At 40.0% G+C, this 20,205-nt stretch carries 15 protein-coding genes and 8 pseudogenes; 13 read left to right on the forward strand and 10 right to left on the reverse strand.

The annotated features are described in order from the left end of the window. The first annotated feature begins 252 nt into the window (after positions 1-252). Positions 253-1,620 carry a hypothetical protein gene (locus ACJJJB_RS09715; protein WP_444946641.1) on the forward strand — a complete coding sequence of 456 codons (1,368 nt, stop codon included), beginning with the start codon at positions 253-255 and terminating at the stop codon, positions 1,618-1,620. After that, on the forward strand, positions 1,620-2,069 hold the full coding sequence (locus ACJJJB_RS09720) for a hypothetical protein (RefSeq protein WP_444946640.1): 450 nt from the start codon (positions 1,620-1,622) through the stop codon (positions 2,067-2,069). The genes ACJJJB_RS09715 and ACJJJB_RS09720 overlap by 1 nt, the downstream gene beginning before the upstream one ends. Positions 2,070-2,072: 3 nt before the next feature. Here ACJJJB_RS09720 and ACJJJB_RS09725 read toward each other — a convergent pair. Together ACJJJB_RS09725 and ACJJJB_RS09730 are read right to left on the reverse strand one after the other, a co-directional pair. Beyond that, positions 2,073-2,936 (reverse strand): annotated as a pseudogene (locus ACJJJB_RS09725) (IS30 family transposase); the annotation flags it as partial. 18 nt (positions 2,937-2,954) lie between these two features. Beyond that, positions 2,955-4,295 carry an IS4 family transposase gene (locus ACJJJB_RS09730; protein ID WP_444946639.1) on the reverse strand — a complete coding sequence of 447 codons (1,341 nt, stop codon included), beginning with the start codon at positions 4,293-4,295 and terminating at the stop codon, positions 2,955-2,957. A 453-nt stretch (positions 4,296-4,748) separates the two neighbouring features. On the opposite strand from ACJJJB_RS09730, the pseudogene ACJJJB_RS09735 reads away from it, so the two are divergent. Continuing rightward, positions 4,749-5,066, forward strand: a pseudogene (locus tag ACJJJB_RS09735) (transposase); the annotation flags it as partial. 140 nt (positions 5,067-5,206) lie between these two features. Here ACJJJB_RS09735 and ACJJJB_RS09740 read toward each other — a convergent pair. Both ACJJJB_RS09740 and ACJJJB_RS09745 read right to left on the reverse strand, forming a co-directional pair. Then, a pseudogene (locus ACJJJB_RS09740) lies at positions 5,207-6,300 on the reverse strand (IS5 family transposase). Positions 6,301-6,495: 195 nt separating this feature from the next. Next, positions 6,496-6,630 (reverse strand): annotated as a pseudogene (locus ACJJJB_RS09745) (helix-turn-helix domain-containing protein); the annotation flags it as partial. Between the two features lie 321 nt (positions 6,631-6,951). On the opposite strand from ACJJJB_RS09745, the gene ACJJJB_RS09750 reads away from it, so the two are divergent. The 7 genes from ACJJJB_RS09750 (at position 6,952) to ACJJJB_RS09780 (ending at position 12,850) form a co-directional block, all read left to right on the forward strand. Then, positions 6,952-9,207 (forward strand): hypothetical protein, encoded by a 2,256-nt coding sequence (locus tag ACJJJB_RS09750; RefSeq protein WP_445366155.1) that lies wholly within the window; start codon positions 6,952-6,954, stop codon positions 9,205-9,207. Between the two features lie 242 nt (positions 9,208-9,449). Then, positions 9,450-10,085 (forward strand): hypothetical protein, encoded by a 636-nt coding sequence (locus ACJJJB_RS09755; RefSeq protein WP_445366156.1) that lies wholly within the window; start codon positions 9,450-9,452, stop codon positions 10,083-10,085. A 27-nt stretch (positions 10,086-10,112) separates the two neighbouring features. Beyond that, a complete protein-coding gene (locus ACJJJB_RS09760) occupies positions 10,113-10,784 on the forward strand; it encodes a hypothetical protein (protein WP_444946636.1) in 672 nt (223 codons plus the stop codon). Positions 10,785-10,809: 25 nt separating this feature from the next. Next, complete coding sequence (locus ACJJJB_RS09765; RefSeq protein WP_444946635.1) at positions 10,810-11,478, forward strand: hypothetical protein; 669 nt, start codon at positions 10,810-10,812, stop codon at positions 11,476-11,478. A gap of 369 nt (positions 11,479-11,847) precedes the next feature. Next, positions 11,848-12,177: a hypothetical protein gene (locus ACJJJB_RS09770; protein ID WP_353376361.1), complete on the forward strand. Its 330-nt coding sequence runs from the start codon at positions 11,848-11,850 to the stop codon at positions 12,175-12,177. 55 nt (positions 12,178-12,232) lie between these two features. Then, on the forward strand, positions 12,233-12,607 hold the full coding sequence (locus ACJJJB_RS09775) for a YchJ family metal-binding protein (RefSeq protein ID WP_445366157.1): 375 nt from the start codon (positions 12,233-12,235) through the stop codon (positions 12,605-12,607). A gap of 105 nt (positions 12,608-12,712) precedes the next feature. Further along, positions 12,713-12,850 carry a transposase gene (locus tag ACJJJB_RS09780; protein ID WP_353376364.1) on the forward strand — a complete coding sequence of 46 codons (138 nt, stop codon included), beginning with the start codon at positions 12,713-12,715 and terminating at the stop codon, positions 12,848-12,850. A 132-nt stretch (positions 12,851-12,982) separates the two neighbouring features. Here ACJJJB_RS09780 and ACJJJB_RS09785 read toward each other — a convergent pair. The 3 genes and pseudogenes from ACJJJB_RS09785 to ACJJJB_RS09795 all read right to left on the reverse strand — a co-directional run. Further along, positions 12,983-13,356 (reverse strand): annotated as a pseudogene (locus ACJJJB_RS09785) (IS30 family transposase); the annotation flags it as partial. Between the two features lie 22 nt (positions 13,357-13,378). After that, positions 13,379-14,035: an N-acetylmuramidase family protein gene (locus ACJJJB_RS09790; protein WP_444946633.1), complete on the reverse strand. Its 657-nt coding sequence runs from the start codon at positions 14,033-14,035 to the stop codon at positions 13,379-13,381. A gap of 109 nt (positions 14,036-14,144) precedes the next feature. Then, positions 14,145-14,288, reverse strand: a complete 144-nt coding sequence (locus tag ACJJJB_RS09795; protein ID WP_445366274.1) for a winged helix-turn-helix domain-containing protein — start codon at positions 14,286-14,288, stop codon at positions 14,145-14,147. Between the two features lie 390 nt (positions 14,289-14,678). On the opposite strand from ACJJJB_RS09795, the pseudogene ACJJJB_RS09800 reads away from it, so the two are divergent. Both ACJJJB_RS09800 and ACJJJB_RS09805 read left to right on the forward strand, forming a co-directional pair. Further along, positions 14,679-15,906 (forward strand): annotated as a pseudogene (locus ACJJJB_RS09800) (IS256 family transposase). 115 nt (positions 15,907-16,021) lie between these two features. Beyond that, positions 16,022-16,285: pseudogene (locus ACJJJB_RS09805) on the forward strand (transposase); the annotation flags it as partial. A gap of 273 nt (positions 16,286-16,558) precedes the next feature. Here ACJJJB_RS09805 and ACJJJB_RS09810 read toward each other — a convergent pair. After that, entirely contained in the window at positions 16,559-17,386 is an 828-nt protein-coding gene (locus tag ACJJJB_RS09810) for a hypothetical protein (protein WP_444946631.1), read from the reverse strand. A gap of 126 nt (positions 17,387-17,512) precedes the next feature. Next, entirely contained in the window at positions 17,513-18,832 is a 1,320-nt protein-coding gene (locus ACJJJB_RS09815) for a helix-turn-helix domain-containing protein (RefSeq protein WP_444946630.1), read from the reverse strand. Positions 18,833-19,447: 615 nt separating this feature from the next. On the opposite strand from ACJJJB_RS09815, the gene ACJJJB_RS09820 reads away from it, so the two are divergent. Then, entirely contained in the window at positions 19,448-19,822 is a 375-nt protein-coding gene (locus ACJJJB_RS09820) for a helix-turn-helix domain-containing protein (protein ID WP_445366158.1), read from the forward strand. On the opposite strand, the pseudogene ACJJJB_RS09825 reads toward ACJJJB_RS09820, so the two are convergent. Continuing rightward, positions 19,727-20,169, reverse strand: a pseudogene (locus ACJJJB_RS09825) (integrase core domain-containing protein); the annotation flags it as partial. The gene ACJJJB_RS09820 and the pseudogene ACJJJB_RS09825 sit on opposite strands and share 96 nt — an antisense overlap. Positions 20,170-20,205: the final 36 nt, after the last annotated feature.

Here is a 20,205-nt window from a genome sequence, read left to right on the forward strand (position 1 = left end):
CATGGGTGTGGAAATAGATGCCTGATTAGCTGCCAGCCACTGTAAGCAAAGCAATCCATAGACCACAGTTACTTTGAGGAAAGGTAAAGTTACTACTGGGTCAGAAGGAAAGAATACACAGCGCTCGAGGCGCGCTATGAATACATCCCTGTATGCTCGTAATCGGCATCCATGCTTCATACGGTCCAAGCGCAGTGTATTCTTTCCTTCCCCTTTTTTATTACTTACTAAAAATTTTTAGGGAGGCTTTTTATGGATCGTGCAATATTCTACGACGGTATTCGTGAAGATCTATTCGAGGGACGCCTGAATCTTGAACAGGTTGAAGGAATGGAGGCGATCCTTAATTTCTGGGAAGCCCCGCCCGTTCAGCCGACTGGGGATTTGAAGGCTCACTGGGAGGTTCGCCATATCGGTTGGCTAGCTTATATGCTTGCAACGGTTTTTCATGAAACGGCATTCACTATGCAACCGGGCACAGAGTTTGGCAGTAATGAACGCTTTACTCAGTTATATGAAGGCCGCAAAGATCTGGGCAATACCAAGGAAGGTGATGGTGTAAAGTTTAAAGGGCGCGGCTATTTACCGTTAACCGGGCGCCGTAATTACGAGCAAATGACCTTAGTCGTTCGTGAATTTTACCCGAATTGCCCTGATTTTACCACGGACCCCGAAGCGGTAAGAGATGTACGGTATGCGACGGTAATACTGTTTTACAGTATGATTTTGGGATTCTTTAACGATAAAACACTGAAACAATATATTGGTAACCCAGATAAAGGACAGATAGTCGATTACTTCCATGCACGTAAAGTCACTGGCAGCATGCATAAGGCACGTAGTATTGAAATCTATGCTAAGGAGTTCGAACAAGCGTTACTACAAGCCGAGACCAGTCAGGCGTCACCACTACCTATAGAACCACAACCGGCCCCATCGGTACCCGAAAAGCCCCCAGGAACTGCTCTTCAAATGGAAAGGTCAACCTTCTACGAAGATATACACAAAGGCATCTTCAAAGGTAGCTTGACCCAGGAACAGGTTAATGGAATGGAGGTTATTCTGAATTTCTGGGAAAACCCGCCGACTCAGCCGAGCGGAAATTTCAAAATTCAGTGGGAAATTCGTAGTATTGGTTGGCTGGCTTATATGCTCGCAACGACTTTTCACGAAACGGCATACACTATGCAACCAATTACAGAATATGGCTCTAAATCTTATTTTACCAGGTACGACTTCCGAAAAGACCTGGGGAATACTGAGCCGGGCGATGGGTATAAATTCCGGGGTCGCGGCTTTGTGCAGCTAACCGGGCGTCGCAACTACGAGAAGCTGACGCCAGTAGTACGTGAACATTACCCTCAGTGCCCAGACTTTACCCAAGACCCCGATGCTGTGAAAGTTCCAAAATATGCAACGATCATCCTTTTTTACGGCATGTTCCTAGGAATCTTCACCGGAAAAGCACTAAGGCATTCCATCGGCGATCCAGAGAAGGGACAGATGGTCGATTACCGCTATGCGCGACAAATTATCAACGCTATGGATAAAGCGGACAATATAGCACGCTACGCTGAGGAGTTTGAGCAGGCACTGGTCAATGCCGGAGCTACAGCCTAATGCAAAAAGCGGCATGTGCGCTCATTGTATCGGCTCTTATTGGCTGCGACCAATCACTAGATAATTATCGAGAAGTACCGACACAATTCGCGAACTCTTCGAAAAATGCTGTCTCAGCTGAATCCCCAGCTGATTGCGACCAAATAAAGAGGCCTCTTAATCCATCGGGAAAGCCATCCCGTGGGGAAAAGGAACTGGATAAGCATTTCCGCCTCGCTTTCTATTACGAATCTGCTGGCAACTTTGATAGCGCTATAGAACATTACCGGGCAGCTGAACATTTAGCCATCTGTGATTGTGACCGCGCTCATGCCTTAGCCGGTATAACGGCAGCCGCAGAAGCGAAAGAAATATTTCAGCAAGAAGGTATAAATGCCAAGCCAACGCAGTATTTTTGGGGGCGCCTGCAGGATTTGACCCAAGATCTTCCTTGTGTAGACGTCCAGTAAAACCTAGATTGCCAACATAAATGACACACGCCTGCCCGCTAGAAATTCCAGCGGACTCAAGTAATTTAACACCTTTCTTGGACGAGTATTAATTCGGAACACTGCATCATCGATATGGCTTTTTGGTATCTTGCCAATTTCTATACCCTTCGGGAAGAAACGCCTCAGTAGACCATTCGTGTTTTCGTTCAATACACGCTCCCAAGAGTGATAAGGTTTTGCAAAATATATTTTGCATCTCAGTTTCCGCGCAATCAACTGGTGGCCCGCAAATTCGGCTCCATTATCGAAGGTTATTGTTTTACATATTGCCTGATACGGCTTTAGCATCTGCTTGATTGCACGACTTACTGTCTTCTTACTCTTATTGGGTACCCTACGAGTGAGTAACAATTTAGAAACTCGCTCAACTAATGTCACAAGATAGCTATCCTGACCATAAACCGTATCGCCCTCCCAATGGCCAAGCTCTGTGTTTTCATCAACAATCGTTGGTCGCTCTTCAATGTCAATACGCTCCGGAATGAGCTTTACTCCTGCCTCGGAGTCTGTACGCTTCCGATAAAGTTTGCCTTTCCGTGGCAGCCGCAGCCTCCAATTAAGCCGACCTATCCAGCGATAAATTGTTGAGCAACTGGCCCTTTTTTCACATTTCTCAAGCCTCATTCTCCCAGCAATTTGTTCTGGGCTAGCGTTTTTTAGCTGATGGTCGATTTGCACTTTCATGGCGAAATCAAACTTGGTGTGCTTACGAGCCCCATGCCGCCTCTGCAGAGCCTTTTGGTGAGCGCTCTCGGCACAGTATGGATAAAAGCGGGTAAGCTCTCGCGAGATGGTTTTGTTGGAACGATTGAGCTGTAACGCTATCGCTGTGTTTTATACACATCATTTAAGTCCATTTAAAGCCTCCGCTGCTTCCATATAATGGAGAAGTTTAGTGTACCCCTGCCAAACGGTTTTAACTCCAGGCTCACCATCGCCGCCCCGCCCCAGAAAGCCTCCAAGTCCTGCCAACATACGAGTTATATCTCTCATACATGGAGCTTCATTTGGTGGGGAGGTTTTAGCTTGCATTATCCATATCATACGCCACTCTTTTTCAGAGTAGACTTTCGTACACGACGTATCAGGAAGCGTTCGTGCTCGTGTTGTCATGGAGTGTAGACGCCACCCAATAATCATATAGATTGCAATACAGTTCAGCATTCGCTGCTCAGTTCTAAAGCGATTACTTTCTATCTGGCATCCGCCTTTCACCACTCTAAAATAGGTTTCAATTTCCCATCGACTTCGATACCACTCAATAATAATCCTCGCTTGCTTAAAGTCCTCAACGGCAAGATCGGTCAGCAGCATCCATTCAATATCTTTTTTCCCTTCTCGTGGGCTTAATTCCTTAGCAAAGACTGCGTAGAGAGAAAGAGGTCGTTTTGATTTTCCTTTTCCCTGCAATCTTACTTCTGCAATGGATACACTGACCTTAGCTTCCCTTCCTGGCTCTCCATTCCTTTTGGGGATACTTACTGAGTATTTCCCGATAGACTTCTGTTTGGTCATATAGTCCCAAAGTAAAGTCGTATCTTCTCCTTCGATCTCTAAACTACGATTAGCCTTAGCTCGAGCAATATAGCTTGCACGCCGCTGTTCATTTTGATCTTCAGCTAATTGAAACCACTCATGAATATCCCCCTCTCTATCTGCGATGCTCACAATCGTGGTTTCAGGGCAGTGCTCTTGTATCTCACAAGCTGATTCATAATGGTCTAGCCAACGTCGACTCTCTTTATCTTGTATCGACTTGGTATAGCGAGAATTAGCTCTAGATTCTTTATCTCGCTGCCACATACTACCCTCAATAATGCCCAGATTATCTCTGGATGGCGATATAGCGATAGACGTATGCAGGAGCTGCTGATTAGTCTCTTTACGTCGGAGTGTTCCCATTTCCTTGCTTTCTAAATCGGTAGCAAAATTTAGGAAAGTGGTATCCTGAGGGATAAGAACAACTGGTTGAACCTTGATTCTTTCAAGAGTGGCTGATTTATGACCACTCATAATGGAGTCAAAGCTGACTTTATCATTTTCGATAAATCGATAGGCTGCAAAGGTTTCTGCCCAAGACTTGTTTGCACAGGGAATACTACTCTTTGGGTCAGAACTTAAATTACTGAGAATATTGGACAAGCGCTTATTCAATCGTGTGTCACCCATAACCTGATTTTTCACTTCGTGCCTGACCTAGTCCTGCATAATTATCTAGCCAAATTTGTAGCTCCTATACCGTGAAAACTGTAACTCATTGATTTTTATAACAAAACTGAAAAAACTTGTGTATATAACTTAGCGCTATCGCTCGAGCCGAATAGTTCTGTCCGCTGAGGACTTCGATCTGGTATCGTTCTTTCAGTGTCAGCTGGTTGGTATTGGTTCCCATAGGGTTCCTGGCTTGTTTGTGTGGAAGCTAACCAACCTACAGCCAGCTGGCCTCCTTCGCTATCGCCAAGTGTGTCGGTTATTGTGGGAATCTAGGAGGAAATCAATAAGCATCTCGCGGGGAATGACATGGCACTGCGTGAAGGTACCATTGTAGATGCCACGATTATCTCCGCGCCAACTTCGACGAAGAATAAAAAGAAGGAGCGCGAACCAGAAATGCATCAAACTTAAAAAGGGAATCAGTGGCATTTTGGTATGAAGATACACATTGGTACAGATGATACCCTTGGGCTCATCCATAACCTCGACATAACAGCCGCTAACCAGCACGACATTACCGCAACAGGTAAATTGCTACATGGTAAAGAGAAGCGCATTTGGGGAGACTCTGACTACACGGGTGCGGAAAAGCGCGAAGAGCTTAAATCTAAAGAGGTGGAGTGGCACATTGCAGAGAAGCGAAGTCGTTTGAAGCATCGACCGGGCCGTGCTGAATTGCGAATCATGGGGTTTATCCTTGGTTTTGTTTATAGGTTTAGGCACCTTCATCAAAACCGGTAAATCCCTCTTTTTCAAGAGTATGTGTCAGATTTGGTCTGAACTAATCCATATGATTTCCCCCAAATAATATTGTTCTATTCATTTTTCGCCCAAAAACTATTAAATCAACTATGATTCGCGCGTTTTTGCCCTACTTGCATTCATAAAACAGATTGATTCTGTAAATTTTTCATTCGAGTAAGATTCCACCCAATAAATGTCATGTTGAAAACTTCGTTAACACGATCTAGGCTGCGCACTTTGATCTGTCGAATCAGCCCTATGTTTTTTCCCCAACCAAAACCCTCTTCAATTCGTTTATGAACTTTCATACTGGCCTGGTACCCAGTATGACGAGTTGTCCTCCCATCAATCGCGGACCCTCCTGGACATTTACCATTCTGAGCAACATGAGGCGTGACTCCCAAACCTCTGCAGGACTCTACAAATCCACGAGTGTCATAACCTTTATCCGCACCAACTGTCTTGGGTTTTAAGCCCGGTAGTTCCGAAAGCACATCAAGCGCTGTTTCCCTCTCTGCGGTTCCCGTGGCTAAACTGACCTTTGCATTCACAATTAAACCATTTCAGTTTTCCATTGTGGTATGCCCCAAGTAACCCAATTTTGCTTCTGAGCCCCGTGATTTTTTATAGATTCTTGAATCTGGGTCAGTGGTCGAGGCGTGCGTATCATTAGTACGTTTCTCTCCACGAAAATCTCGCTCCTTGTTACGACCACCCCCTGGTTTTTCGTCGTCATCACCGACTTTTTTCGGCCGAAAACTTTTCCGGGAAGCCCATGCTTGAATCAAGGTGCCATCAACACTGAAATGTTCATAGTTAAGCAGATTTTTCTTGTGAGCCATCTCTACAATTTCTTTAAAAAGCGCCGGAATAACCTCATGTTCAAGTAACCGATCTCGGTTTTTACTGAAGGTAGAGTGGTTCCATACGATATCGTCTACTGAAAGCCCAACAAACCAGAGAAATAGTAAGTTGTAATTCACCTGTTCCATTAACTGCCTTTCACTGCGAATCGTATACAGAACCTGTAATAGTTGGGCTCTTAATAAGCGTTCTGGTGGGATAGATTCACGGCAGTATTCACGTATGCAGAGTCCAGCAGCCAGTCTATACGCTTGAGCGCGAGGTTAAAGAGAGTCCGGATCGCGCGTAATGGATGCTTCTTAGGTACGAAAGATTCAAGATGAATCGTTGTGAATAAAGCTTCTTGGGTGATATTGGCGCCGCGCATTATCGTAGAGCTTCCAGAGTTTATCTTGTGGATATTCTACCAAAACCAGTACCTATGCGGTCGTATTTCAACAGCCTGCTAGGGTGTGTATTTGTTGCCACACACCATCAATCGCTTTCTGTGTCTTATACGCTTGCTGGCGTAGTAGCTCTGCAAGCTTATGTGCTTGCCTTGGGCGATTCCTCGAAAGCCTGTATTGCATCGCAGCTCTTGGCTGATCGTTGAGGGATGCCTCTCAAACAATTCTGCAATTGCTTTCTGAGAATGTCCGGCTTTTCTTAGACTGGAAATCTGGTATCGTTCGTTCTCGCTCAGTTGATAGTAGCTCATCAGTGTCTTTCTCCTGGTCGGGAGAGGTGCTGACTCTACCAGCTGGGCCCTCCGTTACCAATTGCACTTTTTATCCGAAACCAAGATGTAGAAAAACAATTCTCCCGTCACATATTTTTTAATCTGTATAAAACTAATTAAAAATATAGTAACTGCAAATCAAGAAATTTGAAGTTAATCGCGACATAATTACATCGAAAGTGCAAGTTATTACCTACAAGTTGCCGCCTGCAAACCCAAACTTGTAAAGATTAAGATTCAAATATATATAAATTTACTGTTGTTTTTAGTCTACACCTTCTAAATATTGAGGCGCTTAATATGTCAAGTGTTATTCCAACAGACTATGAATTCGGCCAAGCACAAAATGACCCCCAATGGTTCATATCTCTACTTAGGCAAGATGAAGAGATTAATTTTCACTTAAATTCATTAGCTAATTTCTTAATACAAAATGAAACACAGATAAACGATATTTACAACTTTGTTGGTAGTACTGTACATTCAGAGAAATCAAAAGAAGTGCAGGAGGCTATATTAAATCTATTACGTGACCCCGGTGACGCCAACTTAAAAATAGTTAAAGATGCTGTGTTTGAAGTTAATAATCAATTTCCCCTAATTGTAGATCAATTAATCAGCAAGCTTAAATATGATGAAAATCTTGGAATTAATGTAAATAGCGGGATTTGGTTTCCTCCACAAGCAGTTGGATTCGGATTTGATGCCGGAGCTGAATTGTGGGGCATAACTGTGAATGGAAAAAAGCTCAGTGAATGGGCTGGTGCAGAGTTTGTTGGGGTACCATCGTCAGATGCAGCTGTTGTTCAGCAAGGTTTTCAAACGATGTATGACTTCTTTCGCCTGACCAATACGCGACGCTCAGGGGACTATTTTGGAGCGAAATTAACCTGTGGTCTTACCTTATGGAATAATATTCCTAGGACGACAACCAAGAAAAAAAATCCGAATCCTCCTCCCCAAACAATTCCAGGTACGTACCATGGGGTGGATATTTTTTCAACTTTTTTCCCTATAAAGGTGCAACAACCAGAAAGAATGGGTATAGGATTAGAATTGCTTGGATGGACATTCCAAGATCCTGATACACCTTCACAATTAGTACAGGATTTAACTATTGATTGGGAAAATGATGATGTCCCGAAGTCACATTCTGGATTTTTAATTGCATTGAAGACCTTATTTGTCTTATTCCATGGAATAAGATTCTCAGCCAATCTAGATTATAATTATGGCAGGTTTATTCTTGAAATAATATATGTATTAACAGCAACCGCAAAAGGTAAAAAGCCTAGCATGTTTTGGATTAAGTTTATTAACGCTCTCCCAAACGCTGATACCTGGTTTCATCAGCAGCAATGGGTTGAGGGTATGAAGCAGAGTAAGCCAAGGTTAACCGTTGATCCTATTAAAGTCTATATTGAAGATAAAAGTACAGCGCTTACATATACAGTTACTTGGCCCTCAATTGGAAGTATTATAGCGGGAAAAACTTTTTATAATAACCATCCTGTTAAACAAATTAATGGGCCAGACAAAAACGTTACAACCCAGGTTAAATTGGAGATCCCGCTCTTCTATCAAAATTGTGTTGTACCTGGCACCTTAAACAATATGAGTAAAAATGGTGCCTATATCGAAATATTGAACCCTGGTAACGATGAACAACAACAATATGATCTTACTATTAATACTCCAAATGGAACTATGACAAATCTCCCCTCATATCCATGGAAATACATTTGGGATGGGTCAGGTCAAGCGTCTAGCGGAAATGTGATCGTACTTGAATATGTAGGACAAGATAATGCTTCATGGATTAACGATTATGTTATTAGGATTAATAATCTGTTGCCGAATGCAAATACTAAAACAGGAACCGCTGCAGCACAGTTGAATTTTTCAGATCTAGGTTATGGTGCTGATACTACATGGACTAAGCCTCTAAGCTTAAATGCAAAAACTATAACTTTAGATTCGCAAGAGTACAAAGCAAGCTTCGACTTAACTATTGACTTTGACGCCAGTGGTAATAATGGTCAGAATGGCTTAATGTGGAAGTTTTGGTGGCTTTATGATTCAGAAACCGATCCTGTACGAGTTACCTTTACTAATAATCAATTTTCTTTCAATGCAATTCCATGCTCAACAGCATGTGCTCCATATATAAAAACACCTGCAGCTTATGTAATACGAAATCCAAAGTTAGCGGACACAGACGGAAATCAACCCTATTTAGTTGCGCAGTACTATGAAAACGATGGCAGTGGTAATTATGTGCCTATGGCTACTTATCCTATTGGATATACATTTAATGAAGCCAACTCCAATGGTACATATGTCGGCCAAATCCAAGCTGGATATTGGAAAAATACCGGTCCGCAAAAGACTCCGCAATGGCAAGGACCGGTAACCATATCAACCAACCAGCCCAAGTCAATAAAAGTTGTATTTGCGCCTACACGATCGAACACTCAGTTTGCTACATTTAATTTCAATAGCATTCTATCGGAACCTGAATCAACAGTTGCGTGCTTCCCACCTGAAAGCAGCTAATTAGATTTTGATATGGATACTTGCTTATTGTTCGATTCGCAAGCTACACATATTAATATATACCAATTAGTTTTTAAATATAAAATACACCTATCTAGTTTGTCAAACTTATGATCGACTATGAAATTTTTTCATATTTAGCTGTCTAGATAGATTTTAATTAGACCTAAATTAATGGAGGGACAATTATTGATAGAAATTTTTTAAATCATTATCTTAAAATTTCATAGGAAAATGTACCGATGAATGAGTATCAACTAAGTAAAATGCTTTCTAAATCACCAGAATTCAATTCAATTTTTGAGGAAATCATTAAACATATAATTTTACCTGCAACTAAAGCAGGAAATAATTTATTTGACCGAGAGCATGGCAATAACCATATTCCCACTTCTGGATTTTCTAAAAGTGAATTTGATCAAACATTTCAAAACTATAAAGAAAAAGATCCTTCAGCGTTAAATATATTTCTGAATGAGGATAAGAACTTAATCCCTTTCGGCAGTATAATTGCAGTCGCAGACAGGATTGTTTCTCATCTTGCAAACTTAAAAGAAGAGCTCCCTCTTTCCTTTGCAGATATGGATAGAAAGGAAATTGCTAAAGTCATTAAGGATCAGATATCTGATTCAGAGCCAGAACAAATAGCCATCGAGCAATTGGAATTGCCTGTGATTCAAATTTGCAAGGCCATCCTGGGTGTTGATATCGTCTCCATTCTCTTTGGATTTATTGAACTACTTTTAGTTGACGTCATGTTACTTAAGGCGTTTGATGAGAAATTACCGGAAATAATATTATTTGTGGTTTTCGAGATAATTGGTCTTGTATTATCAGTAATTAATACTGCATACAACTATCGCAGCTGCATTGCATAATTAACTCACTAGAATGGAAATATTTGTATGTCTAATTCACTAGTTACCAGAAAAATAGCACAAGAATTGTCAAGCCACTCGCAATCTATGTCCATTGTCAATTCAACACTGGAATATATGATTAAGGTAGTAAGAAGTTTGACTTCTGATGTATTGGATTCAACGTCGAATTTGGGAAGTGATGAATTATATTCACTAAATGAAAATATAAAGCGTGGTGAATTTACTGCAATTTTAGATCTGTTTCATAAGTTTGAAGGGGATGAAAGCTCCCCATTACATATGAAAAATTTTCTTAAATTCGTGATGGACCTTGAAAAATTAAGAGAGAATTTTTTAACAAACTTACCAGCTGGAGCGCTTTACCAGGATAAAGATGTCTTAAAAGGTGCAATTATTTTACTCTTGTCTGACACCAACTATGAGCAAGAGGTAGTTAACATACTAAATGACAGCTCAGCCTCTGTCGGTCATGTAATACCTGCCCCTCCTTCTTGTATTAAAGCTTTTCTTACGTCTTTCGGTGGTCAATGGGTAGAGCTTGTGAAAGAATGTATGGCTATAGCATTTATAGAAGGAAGTCAATTTAAAAAATTAGATCAAAAGGAGTTAATGGCTGCACTTCTTGGTGTGTGCCTTCAAATGTTGTTTGGTGTGATTGCAGACGCAACGAATTTTAAAATGTGCATGGAATCTTAGTAACTTAATCTAACGAGTATTTATCATGGAAAATATTTCTATTGTAAACCCCTCCTTTCTTCATTCAGATTCTTTTCTAAAATTTGTTCGGGAGTTAGAAGAGTTAGCGAATTCTATTATTTTAGACCTTACTAAAGATGATAATTCCAACGAAGATCTAGAAGGAGATATAGAACCCTATCTTCTTGGGCTATCCCAAGGTAGATTATCCGATTTTTCCGCACTAGGAAATAAATATCGTTCTCTCAGTTCAGAAAAATTACTCGCCAAAATGCTTAGACTGAATGAATTCTTACATTCTACACTTACGGAGATTCCGGCTAGTTTACTCTTACAAAGCCCAGAATCATTTAGGAGAAATATCGAGGATTCAGTTCGTAGAGCTATTTCTGGTACTGTATCTATTCCAGGTAAAACTAATAAGGATTGTGATACAATACTAGCGGGCCAAATATTGGCTTGGCTCGTTCAAATTGCAGCCACACTTTTTGCTGATTATGCAGTCTATGTACGGGAAAAAGCGAGGATTCAACCAAGTCAGGCCCCTTTTTGGACAAAAAAGGGGCCTAAAACTTTTAGTCTTGAAAATTGGAGGCAGCTTGCGACATTCGTAGGGCTCGCATCTGAAGTACTTTCTGCTATTTTTCAGTTAATCTCATATGCTTTATCGTTCAGAAAATGTAATTTTAGTTAAACTTAGCATCAACAGCTTAATTGTTTATTGTAGTAATTGCGCACTCTTGAAAACTTTTCTAACTGAGTTATTCAAGAGTGCTTATTTGCATCTGGCGATTCTTGGTTGCCCAGATAATGCTCTATCATTTAAGGTCGAAACTACTATGATTAGAAGCTATTTCATAACTTCTTTAATGTAATTAATGGGCATGTATTTTAGAGCGAAGCTCAGTAAGTGGATCAATAGTGATCTTGCCTAACGACCAAACCACGATAATTTTTAACTATGAAAAAACTTTCTTAACTTACCAGTGTTCTATACATCTTAAAAACAGCCTGCCATTACGTCCCTAAGTTTTCTTACTGTTTCGTTAGGTAAGATATATTTGTGGGGCTGCAAGATAATCTGCTTGCAGCATATAGGGATTGCAGTTATTACTTGAAACCAAGAGAGATTAATATGACTCCTCCTAAAAATGAAGAATCCTCTAGATTGGGTGACGAAGAAATAAAATTGAATGCTGGGTTTTTAGGGAAATTGTTTGGAGATAAAAATAATGCTCCATCTAATATTGCCGGGTGTATCCTTTTATTACTTATTGGTATGAGTATTTATGGAACTTTATTTGAACTTAAAGGCGTGGATTCATCTGAATTGTGGAAGTTCACTGTTCCGGTAATAAACCTAATTTTAGGTTACTTATTTGGGAAGGGCTAACTTGTTATTGACACCATTAAAGCTACTAATCATATAGTTAACTGAGGTTTTTGTAATGGAAGAAAAAACATGCCCTTGCTGCAGTGGGAAGTTATTTAAGAGCTGTTGTAAGATATATGTTACCGGAATGGCTTACCCTCTAGATCCAGGGTCACTTACACGAAGTAGGCATGTAGCTGAATTATTGGGTTGCAAAGAGTATATAAAGAATACATGGCACCCAGAGACTTTCCCTGGAGTTGATAAAATTAATATTAATAATGTTCAGTGGTTAGATCTAAAAATTATAAATATATTTGGAGGTGAAAATGAAGCTGTAGTTTACGTTAAAAAAACATATTTAGAAAACAACTGTGAGCATTATGTAGATAATAATCTATTATTCATAAAGCTAGACGGACGGCTAGTATTTTACTATTCACTGGAGTAAAAAAACTTACTTTATTGTCTGCTTGTGTCATTGAATAATGTTTGTAGTGGTTTAATTCTTCCGGACACTTTGCTAAGATGGTAAAATTACCAATCTAGGTGAAGTATGACAACAAAAGGTACACGTCGGCAATTCAAGCCGAAGTTCAAGAAAGACGCCGTAGCCCTTGTCTCCGAGCAAGGGTATTCGATTTCTAAGGCAGCTGAAGCTGTTGGAACCACTACCAATAATCTACGACGCTAGATAAAAGACCTGAAGCAGGAAGAGAGCGGAGAAAGACCGGATACCAGCGAGCGTGCTGAATTGGATCGGTTGCGACGCGAAATCAAGTAATAGCGGATGGAGAAAGAAATCCTAAAAAATGCCAGTGTAGGTTCAACCTGTCAAGGCAACACCCTGTTTAATAACCTGCTTTGGTGTAGCAAAGTTCAGTGTTTTTCTTGGCCTGCTATTAAGCTCGTTAGCAACTTGATTGAGTTTCCTCTGAGTATGCTGCGCCAAGCATGTCTTTTTTGGAAAGTACTGACGGATTAAACTGTTGGTATTCTCATTCGTTCCCCTTTGCCAAGGGCTCTGAGGATCGCAGAAGAAGACAGGAACACCTGTATTTTCCTTAAATTCAGCGTGCTTCGCCAACTCCATTCCTCGGTCCCACGTCAGTGATTGGCAAAGCTCTTTTGGCAGTTTTTAGACCTAGCAACAAGCACCTGGTTCACAGAAGTCGCATCTTTCCCTTTCAATTTAAGTAAGGTACCTATGCCTATAATCCCCCTATTTGGAAGGAAGAAGGCTATCTAATGTATAGTTACTTGGAGGAGAAGGAATTACCTTTTCTGAAGCCGGTAGTCGGCTATAAGTATGTTCCAATTTTATTTCATAGTGGTTTAAAGCATAAGCTGGCCCATTATAGCGATGTGCGAATTCAGACCATGCCAGATTTCTTAAATACACTTGCAAATGATCCGCTGCTATAAACTTAGCCATTGCATAAAGCTGTGATGCCCCTGAATACTTCATCGATTCAATAAAATCTAAAATTGTTGAAAACCCACAGATTTTATAGTTTATACCAAGTACCTGCCCCAACCCCCAAGAGCAAGAGGAAAGTGCAGCTTCTTGATTAATTTCCATAGCTTTATCAAGCCATAAATATCTCATATTTTGTGTAGTAGGGTATGGCTTTGTTCCCCACTTTGGATATGCTAGCCCCTGTTTTGATGCTTGTAAGCGCTGTGATGGAATTTTAAGCTCATGATAAAATATATGTGGCTCACATAGCATAATTGGCCGATTGTCAGGGCCAAAGCCCTTACCAGTTGTCTCTACTATGATAACCGAATGTAAAGCTGCGACTTGACATCCTAAATAGCCAGCAATAATTTCAATGTCACTATCCGTTAAAGGTAAGGCTTCACCTCGAAAATTCATGAGATTATCCTTTAGTATCTACCACACATACTTAAATTTTAGCATTAATTTTCATTAACTGTTAAACTTTGACCAGAATTTAATAATGATTTCATGGAAATAGAATTTACTATTCAATCATTAACATATAACCTTTATTTCTGATTGTTTTTATGCTTAATGGACTTGTCGGTTTATCGCCTACTTTTGACCTTATGTTGGATATACTTATATCTATAGATCTATTAATAGCATCATAATTTGTTCCTTTTATCTTTTTATCTTTTTATCTTTTTATCTTTTTATATGTAATTTCTTGAGAAAGAATCTGACCTGGAATTTTTCCAAAAATGTTAGTAAGTCATATTTATTTGAGGAAAGCTTCAATTCACCTGTATTTATCATTATTTTCCTGACATTTGATTTATTCCAGGGTCACCAATTTCTATTTGGACGCTTATTTTATCTTCATTCGAAATTTTTTCTTTCCGCTTTACTAGAGAGTTAACTTTTAACAAAAAAATATAGGGGTCTGTTTTTAGAGTTATAATCAAATCTGGTGTTTGAGGGTTTGAGGGTTTGAGGGTTTGAGGGTTTGAAAGAAAGCAGCGTATCTGGTTGATTTGTTGTCGCCAAACAGTCAACCAACCAAGAGTACGCCGCTATGGACAAGAATACCGTTATTGAATTTACAAATCGACAGGAGACAATTGACCCACTGACAGAACTGCTACGCCGGGGCGCACGAGAGCTACTTCAGCAGGCAGTGAAAGCAGAGCTGTCGACCTTTATGAAGGCTTTTCAAGATTGCCGCTTGGACGACGGCCGAGCAGCTATAGTTCGCAACGGCTACCTGCCGGAACGCGAGGTTCAGACTGGAATTGGTCTGGTGAAGGTCAAGATACCGAAGGTCCGAAGTAAAGATAGCAAGCCGGTCACCTTCCACTCAGCATTGGTGCCGCCATACGTTCGCAAGGCTCGCTCTCTGGAGGCGGCACTGCCGTGGCTCTATCTGAAAGGTGTTTCAACGGGTGAAATGGAGGATGCTCTATCGATATTGGTTGGCCCGGAAACGAAGGGCCTATCGGCCAGCACGGTGGCTCGCCTGAAAGGGCAGTGGAAAAATGAATATGATACTTGGCGAAGCCAACGCTTAGGGGGTTATATCTGGGTAGACGGCATATACAGTGGCCTACGCTCGGAAGAAAGCAAGCTCTGTGCGCTGGTTGTCATTGGTGTGAACGAGGGTGGAGAAAAGCACTTTCTGGCCATTGAGGATGGAGAACGTGAATCAACGCTTAGCTGGAAAGGTGTATTGGGAAAGCTGAAAGAGCGCGGAATGTACGCCCCAGAGCTGGCGATTGGTGATGGTGCCATGGGTTTCTGGGCAGGAATGGAAGAGATCTACCCGGAGACACGTCAACAGCGATGTTGGGTACACAAGTCGGCCAACGTGCTTAATAAACTGCCCAAGTCGAGCCAGCCGAAAGCCAAGCAGTTTCTACACGACATCTGGCAGGCTGAGACAAGGGCCAATGTGGAGAGACACCTTCATCAAGACATATGAAGCCAAATTCCCGAAAGTTGCCGAGTGCCTGTTAAAGGACCACGAAGAGCTGATGAGCTTTTACAACTTTCCGGCAAAACACTGGCAGAGTATTCGGACAACGAACCCAATTGAGTCGATGTTCGAAAAAATACGACATAGGACGAAGCGCTCCAAAGGCTGTCTATCGCGAGAAGGCATGCTGCACATGTTGTTCAAGTTGGAAGTATGTGCAGAAAGAAAATGGAGAAAACTCTGTGGCTTTGACTACCTCGCCAAGGTCATCACCGGAGTGAAATTCTACGATAGAGAGGAGGCACCAACAGCTGACCAGAGCGCAGCTTGATCAGGCTTGTTGAACACCAGAATTAACAATAACTCGTCATAGGACACCCCTGCTGCGTAGTTTATCGCTTAAGAGAGTGTCCGTCGTTGGTGGGTAGGATCAAACCTCTGCCGAAGTACATGATTCACAGGTGTTCACTGAATTACTGGGTGACAACAGTTCGAAAGATGTTTGGGCGGACAGAGCCTATTATAGCGAAGAACTTGAGATTACATTGGAAGCGATGGGCTACCGCAGTCATGTACACAAAAAGGTCTGTAGAAGTAAGCTCCTTAGCGACCGGGATACAAAAACCAATCGTCAGAAATCCAAAATTAGGGCCAGAGTTGAGCATGTATTTGGCTCTATGGAAAATGAGCAGGGCGGAATGTTCGTTTGAGCTATTGGACTAGCGCGGGCCAGCGCCAAGGTTGGCATGATGAATTTAGTTTACAACATGCGCCGCTTTGTCAGTATTTACAGTCGAGTTGCGCCTGCAACATGAAGAAGGGAATAAAATGGCAATAAGTCTTCCTTGGAATGACGATAAAACACACTGGCTATCAATATTTTTTGAATAAACTTAGTTTTACAACTAAAAATCAACCATAAAATAGCACATTAGTAGTCCGTAAATTTGCCTCCAAATTTATAGAGGCGCCTTAAATATTTTTTAATTATTCCTTTTCTTAACCTTTTTATAATTTTTTTTAAATTTAATACTCCCTATCATATCAAGCAGACTCTTTAATAATGGAAATAGAAAATGACTGGAAAAACCACCTATCATTGCAGATGCAGGGCGCCCAATTTCATTAAGAGTTTTATCACCTAAAGGAGTAGCATGTACCAGTAAGGTACATGCTAGTAGTCCAAAAATTACACTGAAAATATATCTTACCCAGTAAGACGAGTTATAAATGGGGTCAAACAAGCCCTTTTCCAAGTAATGCCCTACTACTAAGAGACAGGCCAACGAGCCGCCTAGTGATGCCGCAGAGAGCAGAAAAATTAATATTTTTAATAATGACAGCCCTGATAACTCTAAGAATATAAATTTAGTACGTGTTTCCATATCAATTTCTGGCGAAATTCCAAAAAAGATAAAAATTGCCATTGATATTAGAACAACTAATAATATATTTCTGAAAATGCTAGCATTAAAGAACATATTTATATGTAATGGATCTTTAGTAGCATCCATCATTAATATGGCTGTTCGTGGGGTTGCAGGACTTATCACCTCAACCAATAAACTATGTATTCTTACTATTTTTTTAAGGGAGCCTACTTCTTTATCCGTTAAAGGAAGGCCTTTATTTTTTTTATTATTATAGTAACTACATTGTTTGATTTCTACGATCAAGTCGAAAGCCGAACTAGGTATGTCATATCCAGATGACAAACTGAAGTTAACCATCGCAATAGATTCTTTCAATAACCTATTAAACGTTTCAGTGGTTAAGCTCTCAATCAACTGAATATTTATTTCATTTTTCACAATTTAACAGATAATATTAATCAGTTGGTTAAATAATAGCCAAACTTCACTTTGATGTTTATCTTAGTTGATCATTTTTTGTACCTGTTAGTTACTAATCGTCTGAGATTTTTAGGTCAACTAACTTTAATACGCCATTTTTCTGTTACATCTAGTAATATACTCAGATGGTGGCATCCCATATTGCTTTCTAAAGTTCCTACTAAAGTGGGCGCAGCTTTTAAAGCCTACACTATGGGATATCCACGAAACATTTATCTCTCCTTTTTTAAATAGTTCAGCTGCTACTTTAACTCTCAACCAAAAAATAAGTGCTTGCGGTGAAATACCTATGTATTTTTTCACCTTCCTAAATAGCTGTGATCTACTTGAAAAAGATAGTTTTGATAGCTCATCCACTGAAAAATTTTTATTATCAATATTTTTCATAATTGCTGTGTAGATACGCTCAAATGATGATTCTTTTATTCTGGCTCTCTCAATTCGACTAGATATATTTGTATTTGTCGCACTCGGCGCGGATTCCCACACAAACCTTTCATACTGGCTTTTCTTGATTTTTGATAGCTTTTTATTAAATTCAATAGTTGGCAATGAGATTTGGAGATATATTCCGTCGTCTAGAAATTCATTTAGATATACTGTCGCGTTATGTAACTCCAAGACATTTTTTGCTATGAGTAGACCTAAGTGATCTCTACTTTCAACTTCTTTTTTTTCCCCCACAAGGTATTTATAAATAAATTTTATAGCCTCATTATAATTACCACTTAATCCTACCCCTTCATTCTCTAGCTCACTTTTACTATTTTCTGAATTCAATTTTTCACTATTAACACCCCTTAATTTCATAAGCCCTCCTTCTACAGGGGAGTATATAAATAAATTCAATAAATCCTTGTCATTACATACTTTTATGCCAATCGATCCATCTTCCGTTATATTGGCTATCAAATGATTTAGAATTACTATGAACGCCTTATGCATTAAATTTTTATGTAATGGCCATAATAATTGATAAACTTCATTTTCATTTACTTTTAAACGAATCTTTCTCTCTCTTGCGGTCGATTTAACGCTTGAAAACACTTCATTTATTAGTTCGTCAACTCTTTGTAGGCTTAAATCATTATCTAGTGTTTGTTTTTTATAAATATCCTCGTAGACCATTATTTCACTAATAATTGGGTATAGGTTTTTCGCACTCTCTATTATATTGTCTACATCAACAAATTTACGGTTACACTTTATTTCAGATTTTCCATTTCCACCATATATTTTTACTTCATTAAATAATAGTGATAATGGGGAGTTTCGGTCTTCAAGTTCTTCTGTAATTGCTTTGATATATAAAGCTTGCAACTCTTCAATTTGATTTGAAGCTTGTGATTCTTTTTTCAAGCCAACGGCATACTTACCTTTAATCTTTTTTTCTGAAGAGTTCATTGTCCTTTCACTTTGCAATTGTTTGTAGGAGCAACATCTAAACTAATATTAGACTGTGAGTACCAACTATATTTAACCACAAGTGCCACTTAATTGTCCCCTTGTTTCAATTATTATTATTATCAAATATGTGATTTAATCATTAGAAATTTCATCTATTTTTTGGCAAATATTTTTTTAGCTTTGAGTCACATTTTATTCATAAGTTTTAATGGCACTCAGAATGAGTGGTCTAGACCATTTATAGAGAAATGGCTAATTGCATTAATCGTAAGCAACTATATCTGGAACTTAAAAATTAAAAGCATATTGTTACTAATGTAACAATATCAGTATCGGGTTTCATAAAAATACAATGACCACTAAGTTACCTCTGAATTCTCTGAAAAACCAACCTTTAGCCTTGTATCACGCTTCCCACAGCTAAAAATGTCTATTTATTACTCGAAATCCTACTTGATCTTACCCACCAACGACGGACACTCTCTTAAGCGATAAACTACGCAGCAGAGGTGCCCTATGACACGAGCAAGTAAATCTTTTCAATTTTCTGGCAGTGACACGGCTATTCTAAACAAGTGGTGCCGGTCAACAACTCTTCCACATGGACAAATTATGCGAGCGAAGATTATTCTTCAGCTCATTGAAGGAATAACTCCTACAAATGTAGCTACCGCGCAGCAAACTTCACCGAAGACTGTTTATCGCTGGCGAAACCGTTTTGAACAGGAAGGTATTGAAGGGCTGCGAGAGCGTGCTCGTACTGGACGGCCAACTGTTATCGAAAAGGACGTTGTAGATCGTGTATTGTTTTTAACAACAAAGCGTATACCCGAAGAAGCGACACACTGGAGTATTGAGCTAATGGCTAAATACGCAGCAGTGACACCATGGCAAGTTCGGCAGATATGGGCGGCCACAACACTTCTTATCTTGATGGGTGCGATCATTATTATAATAGATGAGCCATTCGTCCAGATCCTTTTGTAGCTCTTCTATTGATCATAGATCTTGCGACGTAATGATGGTTGGTAGAATTCCTGTAAAATAGTTTTATGGAATCGCTCACAGATACCATTAGTTTGTGGATCCCTCGCTTTTGTCTTGGTGTGTTCTATTTCGTTCACACTTAGATATAACTGATAATCATGTTGCTCCAGCTTGCCACAATATTCTTTACCACGGTCAGTCAGGATACGTAACACCGCTAGATCATGCATGGCATAAAACGGTAATACACGGTCATTCAGAAGGTCTGCTGCAGTGATTGGTGTTTTGGTGGTATAAAGCTTGCAGTGAGCCACTTTTGCATAGGTATCGACATAGGTTTGCTGGTAAGAGAGTGTAAATAATTCTGTGTAACTGCCCATGCC

The sequence above is a fragment of the Microbulbifer variabilis genome (genome assembly GCF_052468405.1).

What these genes read in the sequence shown, in the direction of transcription:
- ACJJJB_RS09715 (WP_444946641.1), top strand. Translation starts at nt 253, where the DNA reads ATGGATCGTGCAATATTCTACGACGGTATTCGTGAAGATCTATTCGAG.
- ACJJJB_RS09720 (WP_444946640.1), top strand. Translation starts at nt 1,620, where the DNA reads ATGCAAAAAGCGGCATGTGCGCTCATTGTATCGGCTCTTATTGGCTGC.
- ACJJJB_RS09750 (WP_445366155.1), top strand. Translation starts at nt 6,952, where the DNA reads ATGTCAAGTGTTATTCCAACAGACTATGAATTCGGCCAAGCACAAAAT.
- ACJJJB_RS09755 (WP_445366156.1), top strand. Translation starts at nt 9,450, where the DNA reads ATGAATGAGTATCAACTAAGTAAAATGCTTTCTAAATCACCAGAATTC.
- ACJJJB_RS09760 (WP_444946636.1), top strand. Translation starts at nt 10,113, where the DNA reads ATGTCTAATTCACTAGTTACCAGAAAAATAGCACAAGAATTGTCAAGC.
- ACJJJB_RS09765 (WP_444946635.1), top strand. Translation starts at nt 10,810, where the DNA reads ATGGAAAATATTTCTATTGTAAACCCCTCCTTTCTTCATTCAGATTCT.
- ACJJJB_RS09775 (WP_445366157.1), top strand. Translation starts at nt 12,233, where the DNA reads ATGGAAGAAAAAACATGCCCTTGCTGCAGTGGGAAGTTATTTAAGAGC.
- ACJJJB_RS09780 (WP_353376364.1), top strand. Translation starts at nt 12,713, where the DNA reads ATGACAACAAAAGGTACACGTCGGCAATTCAAGCCGAAGTTCAAGAAA.
- ACJJJB_RS09790 (WP_444946633.1), bottom strand. Translation starts at nt 14,035, where the DNA reads ATGAATTTTCGAGGTGAAGCCTTACCTTTAACGGATAGTGACATTGAA.
- ACJJJB_RS09815 (WP_444946630.1), bottom strand. Translation starts at nt 18,832, where the DNA reads ATGAACTCTTCAGAAAAAAAGATTAAAGGTAAGTATGCCGTTGGCTTG.
- ACJJJB_RS09820 (WP_445366158.1), top strand. Translation starts at nt 19,448, where the DNA reads ATGCGAGCGAAGATTATTCTTCAGCTCATTGAAGGAATAACTCCTACA.